General features: G+C 64.8%; 18 protein-coding genes. 7 read left to right on the top strand and 11 right to left on the bottom strand.

Annotated elements, in window-relative coordinates; all coding sequences use genetic code 11:
- Nucleotides 1–38 precede the first annotated feature (38 nt).
- Entirely contained in the window at nt 39–1,175 is a 1,137-nt protein-coding gene (locus tag ACSQ23_RS01310; RefSeq protein ID WP_055885629.1) for an alpha-D-ribose 1-methylphosphonate 5-triphosphate diphosphatase, read from the bottom strand.
- A 103-nt stretch (nt 1,176–1,278) separates the two neighbouring features.
- Entirely contained in the window at nt 1,279–2,202 is a 924-nt protein-coding gene (locus ACSQ23_RS01305; RefSeq protein WP_055885626.1) for a helix-turn-helix domain-containing protein, read from the bottom strand.
- A gap of 175 nt (nt 2,203–2,377) precedes the next feature.
- Between ACSQ23_RS01305 and ACSQ23_RS01300 the strand changes: the two genes are divergently transcribed.
- From ACSQ23_RS01300 to ACSQ23_RS01285, 4 genes are all read left to right on the top strand, one after another.
- A complete protein-coding gene (locus ACSQ23_RS01300; protein ID WP_055885623.1) occupies nt 2,378–3,631 on the top strand; it encodes an ABC transporter substrate-binding protein in 1,254 nt (417 codons plus the stop codon).
- A 144-nt stretch (nt 3,632–3,775) separates the two neighbouring features.
- Nucleotides 3,776–4,666 (top strand): carbohydrate ABC transporter permease, encoded by an 891-nt coding sequence (locus tag ACSQ23_RS01295; RefSeq protein WP_436089445.1) that lies wholly within the window; start codon nt 3,776–3,778, stop codon nt 4,664–4,666.
- Entirely contained in the window at nt 4,663–5,538 is an 876-nt protein-coding gene (locus ACSQ23_RS01290; RefSeq protein ID WP_436089444.1) for a carbohydrate ABC transporter permease, read from the top strand. The genes ACSQ23_RS01295 and ACSQ23_RS01290 overlap by 4 nt, the downstream gene beginning before the upstream one ends.
- A 64-nt stretch (nt 5,539–5,602) precedes the next feature.
- Nucleotides 5,603–6,919, top strand: coding sequence for an alpha-glucosidase/alpha-galactosidase (locus ACSQ23_RS01285; RefSeq protein ID WP_055885613.1), 1,317 nt, complete (start codon nt 5,603–5,605; stop codon nt 6,917–6,919).
- 152 nt (nt 6,920–7,071) lie between these two features.
- On the opposite strand, the gene ACSQ23_RS01280 is transcribed toward ACSQ23_RS01285, so the two are convergent.
- Nucleotides 7,072–7,398, bottom strand: coding sequence for an NIPSNAP family protein (locus ACSQ23_RS01280; RefSeq protein WP_056002884.1), 327 nt, complete (start codon nt 7,396–7,398; stop codon nt 7,072–7,074).
- A gap of 287 nt (nt 7,399–7,685) precedes the next feature.
- Here ACSQ23_RS01280 and ACSQ23_RS01275 point away from each other — a divergent pair, with 287 nt between their 5' ends.
- From ACSQ23_RS01275 to ACSQ23_RS01265, 3 genes are all read left to right on the top strand, one after another.
- A complete protein-coding gene (locus tag ACSQ23_RS01275; RefSeq protein ID WP_056002881.1) occupies nt 7,686–8,486 on the top strand; it encodes a transporter substrate-binding domain-containing protein in 801 nt (266 codons plus the stop codon).
- Between the two features lie 79 nt (nt 8,487–8,565).
- A complete protein-coding gene (locus ACSQ23_RS01270; RefSeq protein ID WP_436089443.1) occupies nt 8,566–9,231 on the top strand; it encodes an amino acid ABC transporter permease in 666 nt (221 codons plus the stop codon).
- Between the two features lies 1 nt (nt 9,232).
- Nucleotides 9,233–9,922, top strand: a complete 690-nt coding sequence (locus ACSQ23_RS01265; RefSeq protein ID WP_055885597.1) for an amino acid ABC transporter permease — start codon at nt 9,233–9,235, stop codon at nt 9,920–9,922.
- A 180-nt stretch (nt 9,923–10,102) separates the two neighbouring features.
- Here ACSQ23_RS01265 and ACSQ23_RS01260 read toward each other — a convergent pair whose 3' ends face one another.
- From ACSQ23_RS01260 to ACSQ23_RS01225, 8 genes are all read right to left on the bottom strand, one after another.
- Nucleotides 10,103–10,987 (bottom strand): SMP-30/gluconolactonase/LRE family protein, encoded by an 885-nt coding sequence (locus ACSQ23_RS01260; protein ID WP_436089442.1) that lies wholly within the window; start codon nt 10,985–10,987, stop codon nt 10,103–10,105.
- Nucleotides 10,988–10,995: 8 nt separating this feature from the next.
- The gene (locus ACSQ23_RS01255; RefSeq protein WP_436089441.1) at nt 10,996–11,856 is read right to left on the bottom strand and encodes a carbohydrate ABC transporter permease; all 861 of its coding nucleotides are present in this window, start codon (nt 11,854–11,856) and stop codon (nt 10,996–10,998) included.
- A gap of 1 nt (nt 11,857) precedes the next feature.
- Nucleotides 11,858–12,799, bottom strand: a complete 942-nt coding sequence (locus tag ACSQ23_RS01250) for a carbohydrate ABC transporter permease (RefSeq protein WP_436089440.1) — start codon at nt 12,797–12,799, stop codon at nt 11,858–11,860.
- A 107-nt stretch (nt 12,800–12,906) separates the two neighbouring features.
- A complete protein-coding gene (locus ACSQ23_RS01245; RefSeq protein WP_436089439.1) occupies nt 12,907–14,229 on the bottom strand; it encodes an ABC transporter substrate-binding protein in 1,323 nt (440 codons plus the stop codon).
- Nucleotides 14,230–14,517: 288 nt separating this feature from the next.
- Entirely contained in the window at nt 14,518–15,288 is a 771-nt protein-coding gene (locus tag ACSQ23_RS01240; protein WP_436089438.1) for a GntR family transcriptional regulator, read from the bottom strand.
- A 304-nt stretch (nt 15,289–15,592) separates the two neighbouring features.
- Nucleotides 15,593–16,279 carry an E3 binding domain-containing protein gene (locus tag ACSQ23_RS01235; protein ID WP_436089437.1) on the bottom strand — a complete coding sequence of 229 codons (687 nt, stop codon included), beginning with the start codon at nt 16,277–16,279 and terminating at the stop codon, nt 15,593–15,595.
- Complete coding sequence (locus ACSQ23_RS01230) at nt 16,279–17,292, bottom strand: C-terminal binding protein (RefSeq protein ID WP_436089436.1); 1,014 nt, start codon at nt 17,290–17,292, stop codon at nt 16,279–16,281. Before ACSQ23_RS01230 ends, ACSQ23_RS01235 begins: the two co-directional genes overlap by 1 nt.
- Nucleotides 17,293–17,323: 31 nt before the next feature.
- A complete protein-coding gene (locus tag ACSQ23_RS01225; RefSeq protein WP_436089435.1) occupies nt 17,324–19,726 on the bottom strand; it encodes a thiamine pyrophosphate-dependent enzyme in 2,403 nt (800 codons plus the stop codon).
- Nucleotides 19,727–19,865 lie beyond the last annotated feature (139 nt).

The raw sequence follows: 19,865 nt of genomic DNA, 5'->3' as shown, positions 1-19,865 counted from the left end.
ACGCAACTGGTCGAGCGGGCCAAGGTCCGTTCGACATTTCAGGCCAACTGTTTTCCGCCGACCCAGATGCCGCGGATCACCGGTTGATCGCCGACCAGCCGTACCCGCAGCAGATCAGCCCTGAGCCCCGGCGCCAGCCGGCCGCGATCGGCCATGCCGATGGCATCGGCGGCGTTGGCGGTGACTTTGGCGATCGCCTCGTGGAGCGGCATGCCGCGCCCAGCGAGGATGAACGGCGCATGCAGCAGGCTCGCCGGCACATAGTCCGAGGTGAGGAGGTCGAGCAGCCCGGCATCGGCAAGGCTGGTGGCGCTGGCATTGCCTGAATGCGAGCGGCCGAGCACCACATTGGGCGCCCCCATGACGATCTGCATCTTGAGTTCACGCGCCCGCTGCGCCGCCACCAGCGTGGTCGGAAACTCGCTGATTGCGATGCCGTCGGCGTAGGATTCCTCGACATCGGCAATGGAAGTGTCGTCATGGCTGGCGATGCGGAGGTTGCGCGCCCGGCCCAGCGCCCCGATCGCCGCGCGTCCGGGCACCACATAGGTGGTCTGGTCGGCGCGGCGGTCGGCGAGATAGGCGTCGAACTCCTCGTCGGTCCACACCTGCGAGTTCTTCTTGCGCCGGAATTCGCGATAGAGCTGGGTATTGTGCCACTGCCGTTGCCCCGGCGTGTGATCCATCACGCTGAGCAGGCGCAGCGCCGGATTGTCGATATGGCGCTCGACGATCCCCAGCAGTGCCGGATCCGACAGCTCGCAGCGGAAATGCAGGTAGTGGTTGGCTTTCACCAGCCCGGCGTCGCGCGCTTCGGTCAGCCCGGTGATCGCCGCATCGAGCATCGCCGTACGCGCCCCGCCGCTGTCATAATCGCCCAGCGACAGGGCATCGAGCACCGTGGTGACACCGCCGCCCAGCATCTGCCAGTCATGCGCGAGGACCGCCGAGAGGGTCGATGGCCAGCGCACGCCCGGCCGCGGCTGGAAATGGTGCTCCATATTGTCGGTGTGGAGGTCTATCAGCCCCGGCAGCAGTAGGTCGCCTTCGAGATCGATCTCGGCGCCGCCGCTCGCCTCACCCACGGCACTGATCTGGCCATCGGCGATGCCGAGCTCTCCCTCGATCACAGCGTCCGGCAAGACGAGGCGGGCATTCCTGAAGGTGGTGTTCACGGGCGTTGATTCCGATGTGGCGGGCGGCGCGGGCGGGAGACTCACCGCGCCCGGGGAGGGCGAAAACCGAGGCGTGATATGACATGTCCATGACGAATTGACGTCAAAGAACGAGCCGTGCCGTTTCCCGTTTCGCAGCACTGCGCCCCTCATGGAATTCCAGCCGGTAATGCCGGGGCGTCTTCCCCAGCCGTTTCTGGAACGCGTCATAGAGTCGGGCCAGCGAGGTGTAGCCGCACTCGAACGCCACCTCGGCGATCTCCATGTCGGTATCGACCAGGAGCCGCATCGCGTGCTGCAGCCGATGCCGGCGGATATACTCGCCGATCGACATGCCCAGCACCTTCTGGAACGCCGCCCCGGCATTGGTGGCATGCAGCCCCGATGCCGCCACCACGTCGCGGACGCTCACCGGCGTATCGAGATGGTCGTGGATGAAGCGGGTCATCCGCTCCGCCATCGCCACGGCGCGGTGGCCCGAGGGCGACATGGCTGGGGCCGGGGCGCGTCCTCCCGCCCGGGCGATCGATTGCGACCAGGAGAGTCGCCGTACCCTCAGCCGCACCTCCTCCTCGAGGATGTGCCGCTGTGCCGTGTCGGCATCCTGCCACTCGCGGGTCCAGCGCGCGAACATGTGCCGGTCGCCCTCGTCATGCTCGTGGCTGTAGAACACCTCGCCATCGAGGATGGCCTGGCGGAAGCCGGGCTCGAGCGGCAGGCTGAGGAAGAACGATAACGGCATATAGGCGCAGCTGAACCGCTGCTGCTCCTCCACCGCCACCACCTGGTGCGGCGTCGCCGCCCAGAAGATCGCCAGCTCTCCGGCATTCAGCACCAGCCGGCGTCCGTTGATCAGGTAGGTGAGCTGCCCCGACCACAGGTAGTTGAGCTCGATATGGTCGTGCCAGTGGCTCTCGGGCATAGCGTCGGCGAGATGCGTCTCGACGCAGAACTCGTGCCGCAGGATCTCTTCGTTATTGTCGGACATCGGCACGTCGCTGGGAGTGGTGCGCAGTGCGTTTGGCATGGCGTCCCTCCCTGATGCCGGCAACGACAACCCTCATAGTCGCTACTTTTCCGGAAGAATAACACCGAAATTCCGGAAGATTACGCGTCCGCTTTGCCAGACAGTGGGTTCCACGGCCGGATGGCGAGAGGGAAAGCGCTCTCCGGCAACAGGGATCAGATGGAGGGTTGCACCTATGAAGGCATTGCTTTCGGCCACCGCATTCACCGCGCTGGCACTGTCGGCAACGGCGAGCTTCGCCGAGACCAACCTCACTTATATGATGTGGGGCGATCCGCCGGAGATCGCCGTGTGGGAGGCGATCGTCGCCGAATTCGAGGCTGCCAACCCCGATATCAAGGTGAAGGTCGAGGTCTCCGATTGGGACAGCTACTGGGACAAGCTGCGGGTAACCACCGTGGGCGGCAACCCGCCCGACGTCTTCGCCATGGATGCGCCGCTTTACCCCGATTGGCAGTCGCGCGGCAGCCTGCTCGATCTCTCGCCCTATCTCGCGGCGGCCCCGGAGACGCTCAATGGCGTCTATCCCGGCCCGCTCGCCGCCTACCAACTGAGCGCCGGCACCTTCGGGCTGCCGCGCGATTTCCAGACCATCGTGCTGTTCTACAACAAGGCGATGTTCGACGCCGCCGGCGTGGCCTATCCCGATGACAGCTGGACCCTCGACGACCTCCGCGCCGCTGCCAAGAAGCTGACCATCGACAAGGATGGCGACGGCCAGACCGACCAGTGGGGGCTTGGCACTGAGCTGTGGGACATGGAGCCGATGTGGGGCCCGGTGGTCTACAGCTATGGCGGCGCGCCGATCAGCACGGATTTCAAGAAGACCACGCTCGGTGACGCCCCGGCGACCGACGCCTGGAAATTCCTCGCCGATTTCCGCCTGAACGATGGCTCGGTGATGAGCCAGGAAGACCTCGAAAGCTATGGCAGCGATGGCTTTCTTGCCGGCGTTGCGGCAATGACCTTCTCCGGCCACTGGGTGGTTCCGGCCTATTCCGAGCTCGCCTTCGAGTGGGACGTGGCGCCGTTCCCCAAGGGCCCGGCCGGTCGCGCCACGCTGGTCAACAGCGCCGGCATTGTCGTCAGCGCCACGACACCCAATCCGGATGCGGCCTGGAAATTCGTGCAGTTCGTCATCAGCGAGAAGGGGCAGTCGAAGCTCACCGAACTCGGCTTCGCCATCCCGGTCATCGACAAGGTCGCCAACAGCCCGGTGTTCCTCGAGCAGAAGGCGCGCGGCACCCACAAGGTATTCCTCGATGCGCTGGCCTACGCCCACACCAAGCCGAGCTTCCGCGGCTATGAGGAATGGTCGGCCGCTGTCGGCGATACGCTGGCGCTGGTCTGGACCGGCGAGATGAGCATCGACGACGCGCTCGCCGAGATCGTGCCGAACGCCGACGCGGCGCTCGCCAACAACCAGTAACCCGCCAGGGGACCCGGGCGACCTCCACCGGCTTGCCGGCCGCCCGGGCCAAGCGCTTTCAGGAAAAGTTGCAGACTTTTCCGGTTCGAAAGCGCGACAAGATCAAGTCTCACGATGCTGATGGGCAGGGCGAGGGCAGCTGAGATGTCGCAGATCGGAGTATCGCCGCGCGGCGCCGAGCGCTTCTGGGTGATCGTGCTGCTGCTGCCGACCTTGCTGGGGCTGGCGCTCGGCGCCTTCGGCTCGATCGCCGCCACCATCGGCATCAGCCTGTTCCAATGGGACCTCTTGAGTCCGGCCAAGTGGGTCGGTTTCGACAACTACCTGGCGCTACCCGAGAACCGCAATTTCCTTAAGGCGTTGGGCAATACCGCGTTGTTCTCCGCCATCTATGTGCCAGCGACGCTCTCGATCTCGCTGGTGGTGGCGGTGCTGCTCAACCAGCGCATTCGCGGCGTCAGCCTGTTCCGGCTGATCTACTTCATCCCGGTGGTCACTTCGCCCACCGCGGTGGGCCTCGTCTGGACCTGGATCTACTCCAAGGACAAGGGCGTCCTGAACGCCATCATCACCACGTTCGGCGGCGATCCGGTGCATTGGCTCGGCTCCGACATGGCGCTCTATTCGGTCGTGATCGTCAATGTCTGGGGCGCCATCGGCGAGGGGATGATCATCTTCCTCGGCGGCTTGCAGGCCATCCCGCGCGATGTCTACGAAGCCGCGACCATCGATGGCGCCAGCCGCTTCCAGCAGTTCCTCGCCGTCACCATACCGATGCTGCTGCCCTCGATCTTCTTTCAGGCCGTGCTCTGCACCATCCACGCCTTCCAGGCCTTCGATTACGTCTACATCCTCACCCAGACCGGCAATGGCGGCTCGAGCCTGCCCATGCTGGTGTTCAACATCTACCGCGAGGGCTTCAACTACTTCCGCATGGGCAACGCGTCGGCCCAGTCGGTGGTGCTGGCGGTGATCGTCTTGAGCCTGACGCTGATCTATTCGCGGCTCAACAAGCGCTGGGGGCAACAGAGATGAGCGCCGTCACCGCCTCTGCCCCGGCCACCGAGCTGCCGACCACGGCTTTCCTCGCCAAGCACCTGCGCGAGAACCTCTGGTTCTATCTCGTGCTGATCGCTGGCGGGGTGCTGATGGTCGCGCCGTTCGTCTGGATGGTGTCGACGGCGCTGAAGCCAGCGGCCGACCAGTTCACCCGCGACCTGATCCCGCGCCAGATCACCTTCGAGAATTTCGGCAAGGCCTGGGAGCTGATGGAGTTCCAGCATTTGGTCTGGAATTCGTTGCGCATCGCGGCGCTCTCGACTATCGGCCAGGTGGTCACCTGCTCGATGGGCGCCTTCGTCTTCGCCATCGTCCGCTTCAAAGGCCGGGACTTGCTCTTCCTCGTGCTGCTGGCAACGCTGATGGTGCCCTACCAGATGACGGTGATCCCGCAGTTCATCATCTTCAAAACCTTCGGGCTCTACGGCACCGACGTGCCGCTCTATCTGCCGAGCTTCCTCGGCGGCGCCTTCGGCGTGTTCCTGCTGCGCCAGTATTTCCGCACCATCCCGCTCGAGCTGCTCGAAGCGGCCCGGCTCGATGGCGCCAGCCTGTTCCGGATCTACTTCTCGATCTACCTGCCGCTGGCGAAGCCCGCGCTGGCCGCCCTGGCCATCTTCGCCTTCATGAGTTCGTGGAACGACCTGTTCAGCGCGCTGATCTACCTGCCGTCCGACCTCGAAAAGACCACCTTGCCGGTCGGGCTGGCGCTGTTCCAGCGGCTCTATCGTGCGCAATGGGCGCTGATGATGGCCGCCGTGATCATCTCGATCGCCCCGATCATCGTGGTGTTCTTCTTCGCCCAGAAGCAGTTCATCCAGGGGTTCGCCGCGACCGGCATCAAGTAACCCCTGACCCGCAGCCTCCAACCAGCCACCCCCTCAACATCGCTTCGCGATGAAGGAAAAACTCATGCTCAAAATCTGTCTCATCGGCGCCGGCAGCACCGTCTTCGCCCAGTCGATCCTCGGCGACGTGCTCTCCAATCCAGCGCTCCAGAACGCCACCATCAGTCTGTTCGATATCGACGAAACCCGGCTCTCCACATCCTATGTCGTCGCCAACCGCATCGGCCAGACCCTGGGGCTCACCAACCTCAAGGTGGAGGCCACGATGGACCGGCGCGCCGCGTTGCAGGATGCCGATTTCGTCATCCTGATGATGCAGGTGGGTGGCTACAAGCCGGCGACCGTCACCGATTTCGAGGTGCCCGACAGTTTTGGGCTCAACCAGACCATCGGCGACACGCTCGGCATCGGCGGCATCTTCCGCGGCCTCCGCACCATTCCGGTGCTGTTCGACATCTGCCGCGACATGGAGGAGGTGTGCCCGGACGCAACGCTCCTGCAGTACGTCAACCCGATGGCCATCAACTGCTGGGCCATCAAGCAGCAGTTCCCGCACATCAAGACCGTCGGCCTCTGCCACTCGGTACAGGAAACCTCGCACCAGCTGGCGGAGCTCCTGGGCGAGAACCCCGCCGACCTCAGCTATCTCTGTGCCGGCATCAACCACGTCGCCTTCTACCTGAAGTTCGGCAAGGTGCTGCCCGATGGCGCCTTCGAGGACCTCTATCCGCGTCTGAAGGCCATCGCCCAGCATGGCCCGATCCCCGACGACGACCGGGTGCGCTTCGACCTGTTGAAGCGGGTCGGCCACTTCGTCACCGAGTCGAGCGTCCACTTCTCCGAATACAACTCGTGGTTCCTGAAGCGCGGCCGGCCGGACCTGCTGGACCAGTACAACCTGCGCATCCGCGAATATCTCTACCGCTGCGAGGAGCAGATCGCCGACTGGCACCAGCTGCGCCGCGACCTCGAAGGCGATGCACCGCTCGAGGTCGAACAATCCAACGAGTATGCCGCCGGCATCATCCGCTCACTCACCACCGGCGAGCCCGGGCTGATCTACGGCAACGTCCCCAATCGCGGGCTGATCGAGAACCTGCCCGACGATGCGGTGGTGGAAGTGCCCTGCCATGTCGATCGCAATGGCATCCAGCCCACCCGCATCGGCCGCATCCCCGATCACCTGGCCTCGATCATGCAGCTCTCGATCAACGTGCAGCGCCAGACGGTCGCGGCGGCGGTGACCGGCAAGCGCGAGCACATCTACCACGCCGCCATGCTCGACCCGCACACCGCGGCCGAGCTGTCGCTCGACGAGATCTGGAGCCTGGTCGACCGGCTGATCGAAGCGCACGGCAACTGGCTGCCGGCTTATCGGTGAACTCGCAGGGCCGGTGCGGGCTGACCCCCACCCTTGATCCCTCCCCGCAAGGGGGAGGGAGACCCTCTCACGGCCATCTCAGTTTGCGTCTCCCTCCCCCTTGCGGGGAGGGATCAAGGGTGGGGGGCAGCTCCCACCGGCCTCGCAGTCTACTACTTCACGCTCGAATAGCTCGTCGGCGTCAGGAACTGGCTCGACACATTGGCCAGCAGCGGTCCGTTCGCCTCTGACGCCTTGCGTGCCGCCTGCCAGTCCGGGTCGGCGAGGAATGCCGCCCATTTGGTCTCGCGTTCTGCCATCGAGTTCCAGCGCACCATATAGGTGAGGTCGTTGATCGAGTTGCCGATCACCGTGGTCCAGAACCCGGCCTGCTCAATGCCGTGCCGCTTCCAGATACCAAGCGTGTGGTCTTCGAACCGGCGCTGCAGGTCGGGCAGCTTGCCGGGCAGGCAGGTATAGATGCGCAACTCGTAAATCATGCTCTTGTCCCTCGGCGCCTGTTTTTCGCGCCCGCCGCAATTAGCCTACTGCGGGGGTGATTGACAAACACTCCGGCACCGCCATTAGCAGCATAGACGTTCACTAAAGATTATAATAGCATACCATTATAAGAAACGGACCAAGTCCGTCGGAGGATGCTTCGCTGAGGGGCGGAGCAGAGGGCTCGATATCGATCGTCGGGACACGTGACTATCGCCGTCGGCGGCCCTGCGCCACCGGACGACGGGGGATGACTTGGCGCATTTCGGCATCTGGGAGGGAACATATGCCAAATCGATTGAAACGGGTTGTGGCCGGGCTGGCACTGGGGCTCTGCGCCATGCTGCCGGCCGCCGCTTCGGCGCAGACCGTCGATGAGATCATTTCGCGCGGCAAACTGATCATTGCCGTCGACACCACCACGCCACCCTACGGCTTTCTCGATGCCGAGCTGAAGCCGACTGGCTTCGACATCGAGGTCGCCAACAAGATGGGCGAGGCGCTGGGCGTGCCGGTCGAGTTCGTCACCGTCACCTCGCCGGGCCGTATCCCGGCGCTGCTCACCAAGCAGGTCGATGCGGTGGTCTCGATCTTCTCGATCACCCCGGCCCGCGCCATCCAGATCGACTACTCGATCCCCTACGCCGGCCAGTCCGCAGTGGTGATCGCCCCCAAGAGCACGGCGATTTCGAGCCATGCCGATCTCGTCGGCAAAAAGGTCGGCCTCACCCGCGGCACCGCCGAGGACGGCATCCTGACCGCCGCGGCCGAGGCCAATCCGGGCATCGAGATCCTGCGCTTTGACGATTATGCCTCGCTGCTGCAAGCCATGGTTTCCGGTCAGATCGACGCCATGGGTGGCGGTGACTATGGCGAGATCTACCTGAAGAAGGCGCAGAACGGCGACGACTTCGAGCAGAAATACAAGCTCAAGACCTTCTACTTCGGCATCGGCGTCGCCAAGGGCAACGACAACCTGCGCCAGTGGCTCAACACCTGGCTGTTCACGCTCAAATCCGATGGCGTGCTCGCTGACCTGTCGATGAAGTACCGCAACCAACCGCTGCCCGATCTGCCGGTCTTCTGATCGCGCCCGAACTTTTGTCTGGAGGTGGAGTCCTGAACGAACAGGCTCCGCCTCCTCCCCCGTTCTCGACAGGACGCGCATGCAAACGGCCCTGCAATTCGGACCGGTCCTCATCCATCTCGACCGGCTGCTCGCCGGCGTCGGGCAAACCGTCCAGCTCGCCGTGCTGTCGATCCTCTGCGGCACCACTATCGGCACGCTTGGCGCCATCGGCCGCAGCTTCGGGCCGCGCTGGGTGTCCTGGCCGATCGCTGCCTATGTCGAGTTGATCCGCAACACGCCGCTGTTGATCCAGCTCTATTTCGTCTTCTTCACGCTGCCGCTGATCGGGCTGAAATTTTCGAGCGGCACCGCGGCGATCCTGGCGCTCTCGATCCACCTCGGCGCTTACGCCACCGAAATCCTCCGCGCCGGCGTGCAGTCGGTGCCATCAGGCCAGATCGAGGCGGCCAAGTCGCTGGGCCTCAGCAGCTATCGCATCATCCGCCATGTCGTCCTGGTGCCGGCGGTGCGCGCCGTCTACCCAGCGCTCTCGGCGCAGTTCATCCTGCAACTGATGGGCACCTCGATCGTCGGCGCCATAGCCGCCGAGGAGCTCACCGCCATCGCCAACAACCTGGTGATGGAGACCTTCCGCAGCTTCGAGGTCTATATCGTCATCGCGGTGATCTATTTCGTCCTGGTGCAGGCGGCGAGCCTGATCTTTGCCGGCCTCGGGCGCCTCTTGTTCCGCTGGAAGAGCTGAGATGAGCCTCCGCGATTTCGGCCCTAACGAACTGATGTTCCTGATCATGGCGACGCGCTGGACCATCCTCCTGGCGCTCATCGCCTTCGCCGGGGGCGGGGTAATCGGCCTTGTCGTCGCGGCGTTCCGTGTCGCGCCGTTGCCGCCGCTGCGCTGGCTGGCGGCCGGCTACATCCAGTTCTTCATGGGCACGCCCATCCTCATCCAGCTGTTCATGGCCTATTACGGCTCGTCGTTGCTCGGCTTCCGGCCCGACCCCTGGGCGGCCGCCGCCATCACCTTCTCGCTCAATGGCGGCGCCTTTTTCGGCGAGATTTTTCGCGGGTCGATCGATGCGGTGCCCAAGGGGCAGTGGGAAGCCTCGACCGCCCTGGGCTTCCGTTTCTTGCCGACGCTCCGGCTGGTGATCCTGCCGCAGGCAATACGGCTGATGCTGCCGCCCACCGTCGGCTTCATGGTGCAGATCGTGAAGACCACTTCTGTCGCCTCGCTGATCGGCCTCACCGAACTGGCCCGCGCCGCAACACAGGTGAACACCGTCACCTTCCAGCCGGTGCTGGTGTTCGGCACGGTGTCGCTGATCTACTTCATGCTGTGCTGGCCGCTGTCGCTCTATGCCGGCTACCTCGAGCGCAAAGTCGGGCAGGGGCTGCAGGTGAAAACGAAAAAGCCGCTGCTGCTGGCGAGCTGAGGCGTTTGCGGGAGCACAATCCGTGCCCACGTACTCGGTGTCATCCCTGCGAAAGCAGGGACCCATTTCACCGCTTGCGCCGGCTGCGAGTTGGGTCCCAGCTTTCGCTGGGATGACACCCGGTGGCGGCGGAAGCGCACTGCCAAGACCCCGGGCAGCTGCCCCTCCCAAGGATGGGTCTCACCCTCCAAACGCCGGCAGCACCAACCCCTTGGTCCCCACATCGATGGCAAACAGCCCGCCCGGATTGCTCTGGCCGACGAAATGTTCGGCCGGCCGCTTCAGCACTGCGGTGGTGACATAGAGAATGTCGAGGTTCTCGCCGCCGAACTCGCAGCAGGTGGGGAGGTCCGTCGGCAGCATGATCGACTGGATCAGTTTGCCCTGCGGGTCGTACTGGTTGACCTTGCTGGTCACCGGGATGGTCACCCAGTAGCAGCCATCGGCGTCGACCGTGGCGCCGTCGGCGATGCCGCCGCTGCCGTTGAGGTCGATGAAGGTGCGCTGGTTCTCGATGTCGCCCGTGACCGGATCGAAATCATAGGCGCGGACGATCGTCGTGTGGCTGTCGGAGAAATACATGGTCTTGCTGTCGGGGCTCCAGGCGAGGCCATTGCAGCAGCCGACCCCTTCGATCATCCGGTGCACCGAGAGATCCTTGTCCATCCGGTACAGCGAACCGATGAACTGCACGGGCTTGCCCGGCGCCTCGAACATCGAGCCCGACCAGAAGCGTCCCTGCCGATCCGGTTTGCCATCGTTGAAGCGGGTATCGGCGAGGTGTGCCTCGGGATCGACGATCGCTTCGAACGCACCGCTCTTGGGGTCGAAGAAATAGAACCCCGACACCATGGTGACGACGAGCCCGCCTTTCTGCCTGAGCCCGATGCAGCCGAGGAATTCCGGCGCTTCCCAGGTGTCGTCCTTGCCGGTTTTCGGATCGTAGCGGTGGATCAGCTTGCTCCAGATGTCGATCCACCACAGCACGCCCGCCTTGGGGTCCCAGATGGTGCCTTCGCCGAGCTCGGCCTTGGCGTCGACGACGCAGGTGATGTCCCAGGTCATGTAAATGGTTACCCTTTGACTGCCCCGGCGCTGAGCCCGGCGACGATGTAGCGCTGGATCAGCAGGTAGAAGATGACCGGGAAGATGGAAAAGAACAGCGCCGCCGCCAGCACGCGGTCGATCGGCGTATCGAGCATCACCTTGAGTGAGGCGAGGCCCACTGCCACCGGCCGGATGTCGGGTGAGGTGACCAGCGTGACTGCGAACAGGTATTCGTTCCAGGCATAGAAGAACGACACCACGCTGATCGCCACCAGCCCCGGTGCTGACAAGGGCAAGAGCGTCCGGACCAGCGCCCCGAGCGGCGAGCAGCCGTCGATCAGGGCGGCTTCATAGATTTCCTCGGCGATGGAGTCGAAGGAGTTCTTCAGGATCCAGATGCAGATCGGCAGGATGAACGCCGCGTCCACCAGCGACAGGGCCGGCAGGCTGTCGGAGAGACCGAGGTTCCGATACATCGCGTAAACCGGAATGACCACCAGCGCCTCGGGCAACATCTGGGTCATCAGCAGCAGCAAGCCGAAGGCCGCCTTGCCGCGCCACCTGAGGAAGGTCATGGCAAACGAGCCCAGCACCGCCAGCGCCAGGACAATCAGCGTCGTCATCCCCGCCAGGAGCAGCGAGTTCACCAGCCACCGCGCCACCGGAAAGTTCTCGAACAGCGTGATGAAGGGCAGAAAGCTGATCTCCTTGGGGATCAGCGGCGGCGGAAACTGCATGCCGTGGCTCAGCGGCTGGATCGAGTTGACGATCATCCAGTAGACCGGGAACAGCACTGCGGCGCAGAAGCCGAGGATGAGGGCGTAGAACGCCACCCCCTTACCGAACCGGCGCAGCTTGTGGACCGCTGCAGTCGAGGATGCCGCCATCTCAGCGCCTCCTCGCACGGTCTTGCCGCTGCTGGGCATAGACGAACAGCAGGGTGAGCCCGAGAACGATCACGAAGCCTGACACCCCAAGGGTCGCGCCATAGGCCAGGTCGAAGAACCGGAAGGCGGTCTGGTAGATGCGCAGCACCAGGGTTTCGGTAATGCCGCCATACGGGCCGCCGCCGGTCGTCAGCCAGATCAGCGTGAACTGCTTGAACGAGAAGATCGACATCAGCACTGCCATCAGCAGCAGGGTCGGGGTGATCTCGGGGATGGTGATGTGGCGGAGCACCTGCAACGGGTTGGCGCCGTCGACCTCTGCTGCTTCGTAGGTCTCGCGCGGGATAGCCTGCAGCGCCGCGAGGATCACCAGGAAGGTGAACGGAAACGCCTTCCAGATCGACAGCGCAATAACCAGCGGCATCGCCAGCTTGGGGTCGGACAGCCAGTTCAGGTTGTTTTCGATGCCAGGAATGAGCCGGGCGAAGACGTTCATCACCCCGAAGGTCGGATTGCACATCCACAGGAAGACCAGAACGGCCGAGATTTCCGGGAAGGCCCAGGGGACCGCGATGGCGCTCCGCGCCAGGTTGCGGCCGCGGAACTTGCGGTTCAGCAACAAAGCGGCGAGCAGCCCCAGCGACACCGCTCCAACGACCACGAAGGCCATGTAGGTGAAGGTGACCTGCACGGCGAACCAGAAATCGTCGTCCTCCAACAGGCGTTCGTAGTTGCGCAGGCCCACCCAGGTGACCTTGTCGACGCCGACCACGTTGTTGGAAAAGCTGGTCAGGAACTGCTGGGCGATCGGGAACAGGATGAAGACGCCGAGATAGGCGACGATCAGGAAGACCAGTGTGTAGGGCAGTGAGTGGTGTCGGCTCCACCGACGCCGTTGCCTCGCGCGTTCTTCCACCGCCTCTGCAGTCGCTGATTGAAACATGCGCTCGATATTCCCGGAGGTCGACATAAGGGGCGCGTGCAGCCTCTCGCCCCAGTCACCGTCGGGGGCGCTCCCGTGGAACGCCCCCGACACGCTCGGTTCAGCCGTTACAGGGTGAAGCCTTCGAACAGCCGCTCGGATGCCTTCTCCAGTTCCTGCTGGGCGTCGGCCATGGCGTCCTCGACCGGCCGGTCGGCGACCAGCACTTCGGAGAACTTGTCCATGACGACGTTGCCGAACTCCTGGTTGAAGAAGATGTAGTCGCCCATGATCTCGAGCGGCGTGATCGCCTTGCCCGCGAGGTAGCCCTCGGCCCAGAACTGCTTGTCGAGGTATTCCTGGCGGATCGCCTCCGGATAGGGCGGCACCACATCGAGGCATCGCTCCATCAGTTCCTGATAGTTCTCGGGCTTGTACAGCCACTCGACGAAGCTCTTGGCCGCGGCCTTCTCGTCGTCCGAGGCGTTGGCGTTGACGCAGATCGGATGGATGCGGGTGATCGCCTTGCCGCTGGGGCCGGGCGGCACCACGCTGCGCAACGACGGATAGATGTCCGGCCCGGAGCTCGACCAGATGTTGACCGCGGCCGAGACGATCAACTGCTGGCCGATGCGGCCATTGGCGTACATCTGGTTGGCGGTTGCCGTGTCGGTGCCCTTCGGCATCGCCTTGTCGTACATAGTCTTGAAGAGCTTCAGCCCCTCGATCACCGGAGCCGTGTTCACCAGCGGCTTCCGCCCATCTGCCCAGACGCCGTCGAACATCACTGCCCATTGCTGCAGGATGAACCAGAAGTCGCCTGGCTCGCTCATCAGGTGGGGCGAGTAAATGCCGAACTGGTCCGGCGACTTGGTCAGCGCGGTCGATGTCTCCACCCATTCCTCGACCGAGGCTGGCGCCCCGAGTCCGGCCTTCTCGAACATGGCCGAGTTGTAGAGCAGGCCGAACTTCACCGTGACGATGTCGAGCCCGTGCACCTTGCCATCGATGCGCAAGTGGTCATGTGCAGCGCTCAGCTTGTCGCCGATGCCGAGCTTGTCGACGATATCCTGCAAGGGCTCCAGGTGTCCGCCGCGCAGCAGACGCACCACCAGGTCGGGGGTGGTGTGGAACAGGGCGCCGTTGATCTTCCCGGACTGGGACTGGATCAGCATGTTGTTGGTGAATTCGTTGAACGGCGCGCCGGCTTCCTCGATGAAGACATCGCTCTGTTCGGCGTGGAACTTCGCGAGGATCGCCCGCCAGGCGTCGCCGCGGCCCGGTTCGTTCCACATCCACGATACCAGCGGGATCTTGATCTTCGCATTCTGGGCGAGCGCTGGCGTCGCCAGGGCCGCAGCGAACCCTGCCGCTGCGGTCCGCTTCAGGAAGTCACGGCGCCCCATGCTCATCGAGCGCGGGAGCAACAGGCCGTTGCCTGGCTTGTTCATGTTTGTTCCTCCTCATGGAGCCCGGCGCGACGGTCATTCGCCATCTCTGCGCCAGGTCCGACCACGTTGATACCGGTATCAAGCGTCACTATCCGTTCACCGGCGGCGATGGCCACCAGCGACAGAAACGATGTGTTCAGGCTTCCCCTCGTGACGCGGCAGCTCCTCAACTGTCGCGCTCCGGCCGGACGAGCGGAAACAACTCGTCCAACAGCTATGATGCTATTATAATTCTATAATGCTGTCCATGCCGATGCTGGCTGGGGCATCAGACTTTTCGACGGCCGGTCAGGCGAGGTCGTTCGGCGCGTCGTAAGTGATCGAGAACATCTCGGCCGGATGCCGGGCGATCGAGAACTCGACGTTCCGCTGGTCCGACGACTGGTACATCATCTCCACCGCGAGGATCGCCGAGCCCTCCGCCACCCCCAGGTCCGCCGCGACCACCGCATCGGCGATCTCGGCGCGAATGGTGCAATGCGCCACCGCCATACGGATGTTGAGCCGGCGCTGCACCGCGCGGAAGATCAGCACGTCGTTGAAATCTTCCTTCTTCAACTGCGCGCCGATATCGGGCGGGAAGTAGGTGGTGATCTGCGCCTTCTTCTGCTTGCCGACGCCAAGGATCGAGCGCAGGCAATAGCCCTGCTCATCTTTGCTCAGCCCGAAATGCCGTTGCAACAGTGGCGAGCTTTCCTTCTTGTACGATTTGATCTTCAGCGACGCGTCCTTGGTGAAGGCCGCCATGTCGGCGAAGTTCTTGAACGTCCAGCTCAGCGTCACCGGCGGTGCGGCCGAGGTGACCACCGCGGGTTTCGCCGACCGCTTCTTGATCAGCCCGTCGGCCTCGAGGTCGCGCAGTGCTTGGCGCACCGTGATCAGGCTGACCCCGAACCGCTCGGCGATCATGGCTTCCTTGGGTAACTCGCCGCCGACCGGAAAGGCGCCCGAAGTGATCGGCTCGCGCAGGATATCCGCGAGCTGCCGGTACAGCGGCCCCTGGGCCCGCGCCAGCGCGCGCTTCGGCAACAGATCAATCGTCGCGTTCAGGTCGTCCATGTACTCAGCCATGCCCCATAGGTGTGGCTATGATAATAGCACGAACTCGTTGCAGCGAACCGGCGCGTTCACGTCGTCCCCGTCTATGTGGGGCGGTCTTGCCTTCGCTCCATCCGCACCCACCGGCCGTCATCCCGGCGAAAGCCGGGACCCAGTGCGCCGGCGTTTCCACCCGCTCGAGCCGCGCCGACCTTGCCGTGATAGACCGGCACGGACGGCATCTCACCAGCCCTCCGAGCAGTGGGTCCCGACTTTCGTCGGGATGACGGCCGGTGGTGGTTCGAACGGATCGGCGCAATCACAACTAAGCCAACAACCGCAGCGGCAGCTCCAGATACGCCTTGAACCGCGTCAGCAACTCCGTCGCCGCATCCTCGCTCACCACTGCCGCGTCGAACGACAACAGGCATTCTCCCGCCGCCGGACCCGCCGCCAGCACCAGCCGCATGTTGCGCCCGGGCTTCAGCGGCATCATCACCGGCCGGATATCGGAGGCCGCCAGCAGCTTCAGCGACAGCGCCGCCGGCTCCGCCGACTGGTCGCCACCGGCCTCGACCGCCGCAAGCCGTCGCGCCCGCAACGGCCCGAGCGAACCCTTGCGGATATCGGCGAACACCAGCTGCCCGACCTGCTGTTCCAGCGCCACCGGCGCTCCGGCGAGACTGTGGCTCTCCGGCACATCGTCCAGCGCACATCCGGCCGCCCGCAGCACTACGTCCTCGAGTGTGAACGGCGTATCGGCGTCGGCGAAACCGGCGAGCAACTGCAAGAGCGTTGCCAGCTGGATCGTCGTGCCAAGCGCTGAAGCCTGCGACCCGACCGCTGCCGCTGGGGCAGGGGGGCGGGCGGTGTAGGCCGCAACATCCGCAGCGACGATCCGGCCATTCGGCCCGCTGCCCGTCAGCACCTCCAGCGTGAGGCCGCGCTCTCGCGCCAGCCGGCGGGCATAGGGCGAGGCGGCGCGGCGGGGCTGGAGTGCGGTGGCGGCCATCAGCGCTTCAGGTATTCGCGGTTGACGCAGTTGGTGAGCCGGCCCTCGGTCAGGTAGGCGTGGATCACCTCGATCGACTTGAGCCGCAGGTCGACCATGGAAGCCGGGCTGTAGAACGCTGCGTGTGGGGTAACGATCAGCCGGTCCTTGATCCACGGCTCATTGGCGCGCCACGCCTTGATCAGCGGGTGGTCGAGATCTCCCGGCTCATTCGGCAGCACGTCGAGCCCGGCGCCCACCACGGTCCCCTGGCGCATCGCGGCTTCCAGTGCCGTGACGTCGATGATCGGGCCGCGCGCCGTATTGATGACGATCAGCCCGGGTTTGGCCGCGGCAAACGCCTCGGTCCCGAGCAGCCCACGCGTTTCGGTGCTGAGCGGCGCATGCACCGACACCACGTCGGCCCTGGCCATCAGCTCGTTGAGCGAATGCACCCGCTCGTAACCGGTCGAGAGGTCGACGCCGGAGAGCAGGTGCGGATCGTAGAACACCACCTTCATGTCGAAAGCCGCGGCCCGCCGTGCCGCCGCGAGCCCGATGCGGCCGAGCCCGATGACGCCGAACGTCGCGTTCTTGTGCCGCCGGATCAGCGGCGCCTTGGAGAAGTGCCAGCCCTCGAGCCCGTCGACGGCGATCTCCGCCGGGTAGCTGTAGGTGCCGCGGGTGAGCGCCAGCATCAGCGCGATGGCGTGGTCGGCGACTTCGGTCGTGCCATAATCGGGCACGTTGCAGGCCGGAATATTGCGGGCGCCCCAGCCGGCGGTGTCGATATTGTCGAAGCCGACGCCCGAGCGCACCGCGATCTTGGCATTGGGGAACGCCGTCGGCGGCAGCGGTACATTCAGCGTCGGCGAATGGTTGATCACCGCATCGACGGTCTTGGCGACCTCCGGGTCGAGCACTGCCGCGACATCCGCCGTCGAGCGGGCGAGAATGAACTCGACATCCGGGTAATGCTGGCGTTCCAGCTCGGCATCGTCGGCAGCCTGCCAGTTGACGCACAGAATCTTCATCGCTTCCTCCGCTGCCCTCGGCAGTCGCTGATTATTTCCGAATGCCGCCGATGCGGCCGCCCATCGGCACCACCGTCCCGACCGGCTGGTCGATGGCGCTCAGTGTACCTGAAGCCGGCGCCTCGATCTCCACCACCGCCTTGTCGGTTTCGATTTCGGCGACCACGTCGCCTTCCTTCACTGCGTCGCCGACCGCCTTCAGCCATTTGACCAGCGTGCCCTCGGACACTGTGAGGTCGCCGAACGGCATGTTGATCGGCTCGTCGTCGGATTTGGCCGCGGGGGCCGGAGCCGCGGCGGGCGCCGGTGCTGCGGCCGGGGCCGGGGTTGGAGCCGCAGTTGCCGCCTCGGCGACGATGCCGGTGGTGTGCCAATGGTCCGGCACCGGCGCCTTGCCGGCGATGATGTTGCGCACCCCGTCCATGATTTTGGCGGCGTCGACCAGCATGGCGCGCTCCAGTACGGGCGCAAACGGGTGCGATACCGGCGCGGTGTGCAGTCGCCCAACCGGGCCGTCGAGCTCGTCATAAGCCAGCTCGTTGATCGTCTGGGCGATCTCGCCGCCCATGCCGCACATCGCCCACGCCTCGTCCACCACCAGCAGGCGGTGGGTCTTCCTGACGCTCTCGACAATGGTGTTCACGTCAAGCGGCATGATGGTGCGAAGGTCGACCACTTCCACGTCGGTGCCCTGCGCCGCCAAGAGGTCGGCTGCCTCCAGCGCCCGCGCCACCATCTGGCCGGCCGCGACGATGGTGATGTCCGTGCCGGAGCGGGCGATACGGGCCGAGCCGAACGGCACATAGTGATCCTCGCCCACCGGCACCGGGCCCTTCGAGGCAAACAGCGCCTTGGGCTCCAGCATGATCACCGGATCGCCGCCGCGCAGCGCCGTCTTCATCAAGCCCTTGGCGTCGGCCGGGTTGGACGGCACGCAGACGATCAGGCCCGGCATATGGGCGAACAACGGATGGTACATGCCCGAGTGATGCGGGCCGGAGCTGCGCAGTGCTCCGGCGCCGGCGCGCACCACCATCGGGGCGCTCATTTCGCCATTGCTCATGTAGCGGAGTTTGGCCGCCTGGAGGAAAATCTGCCCGGTGGTTTCGAAGGCGAAGTCGGCGAACATCAGGTCCGACACGGTGCGGGTGCCGGTCGCCGAAGCGCCGACTGCCGCAGCGGTGAAGCCCTGCTCGGAGATCGGCGTATCGACCAGCCGCTCGGCCCCGAACTCGTGCCAGAGGTTCTTGGTATGGGCGAAGCTGCCGCCGCGCTCGCCGGTGCCTTCGCCGAAATAGAGAATGGCCGAGTTGGCCCGCATTTCCTCGGCAATGCCGTCGCGCACCGCTTCGAGCCAGCCCTGCACCCGCGTCTCGCCGGCCGGCCGTGCCTTGAGCGCTTCGGGCGGGTTGATCGGGTTGGCATAGACATGCCGCCGCACCGTCGCCGGATCGGGCTCCGGCGAGTTGCGCGCGAACTCCAGCGCCTCCTGCACCACCTTGTCGATATGGCTTTCGATATCGGCAAGATCGTCGGCATCGGCAATGCCGTAATCCTCGACCAGGCGCTTGCGGAACATGTCGATCGGATCGCGCTTGATCCAGGCGTCGACCTCTTCCTGCGTGCGGTAGGTGCCGATCACCGGGTCGCCTTCATGGTGCCCCACGGTGCGGTAGGTCTTGGCCTCGATCAGCGTCGGCCCCTTGCCGGAGCGCGCGCGCGCGGTGGCTTCCTGCATCGCCAGCCACACCGCGAAGACGTCGTTCCCGTCCACCGCGACGCCCGGCATGCCGTAGCTGTCGGCCTTCGTAGCGATCTCGGGGTTGAGGGTGATGGATTTGAGCGGCGTCGCTGTGGCGTAGAGGTTGTTCTCGCACACAAAGATCGCCGGCGCGTGGTTGACCGCCGCGAAGTTCAGCCCCTCGTGGAACGCCCCATGGTTGGCCGCGCCGTCGCCGAAAAACGCCACGCCGATATCGTCGCGGCCCTGCGCCCGGGCGCTCATGCCGATGCCGACGGCGTGGCCGATGCCGGCCCCGACAATGCCGTTGGTACCGAACAGCCCGACCGAGCGATCGTAGAGATGCATGGTGCCGCCGCGGCCGCCGCAGATGCCATCGGCCTTGCCGAACAGCTCCGCCATCACCCGCCTGGGGTCGGCGCCCTTGGCCAGCGCGTGCCCGTGCCCGCGATGCGTCGAGGTGACCCAGTCGGACCGGCGCAGATGCGCGCAGACGCCGACGCCGGTCGCTTCCTGGCCGATATAGAGATGCAGGAACCCCGGGGTTTCGCCTTTGCGGCAGGCCACCTGCGCGACGCTCTCGAACTTGCGCAGCAGCACCATCTGCTCGAACAGGCCCATCAGCACCTGCTTGTCGGGCAGATTGCCCGCGCCAGTCTGCTGTGCGCCTTTGCGCATCGCCGAAATCGCCACCGCTGAGCCTCCCTGCGTCGTCCCGATTCCGGGTACTGTTCGCATCCTCACTATCGAGCATAGATTATAATAGCATAATGTCTAGGCGGAAAGTTCCTGTCGCCTCGGCCGGCCGCGCGGGCTAGGAAAGGGGCGAATG

This window comes from Devosia sp. LjRoot16 (genome assembly GCF_964252795.1).
In the GTDB taxonomy this organism is placed as follows: domain Bacteria; phylum Pseudomonadota; class Alphaproteobacteria; order Rhizobiales; family Devosiaceae; genus Devosia_A.
The sequence above is the reverse complement of the archived record's forward strand: the minus strand, read 5'-3'. Positions and strand labels throughout refer to the sequence as shown.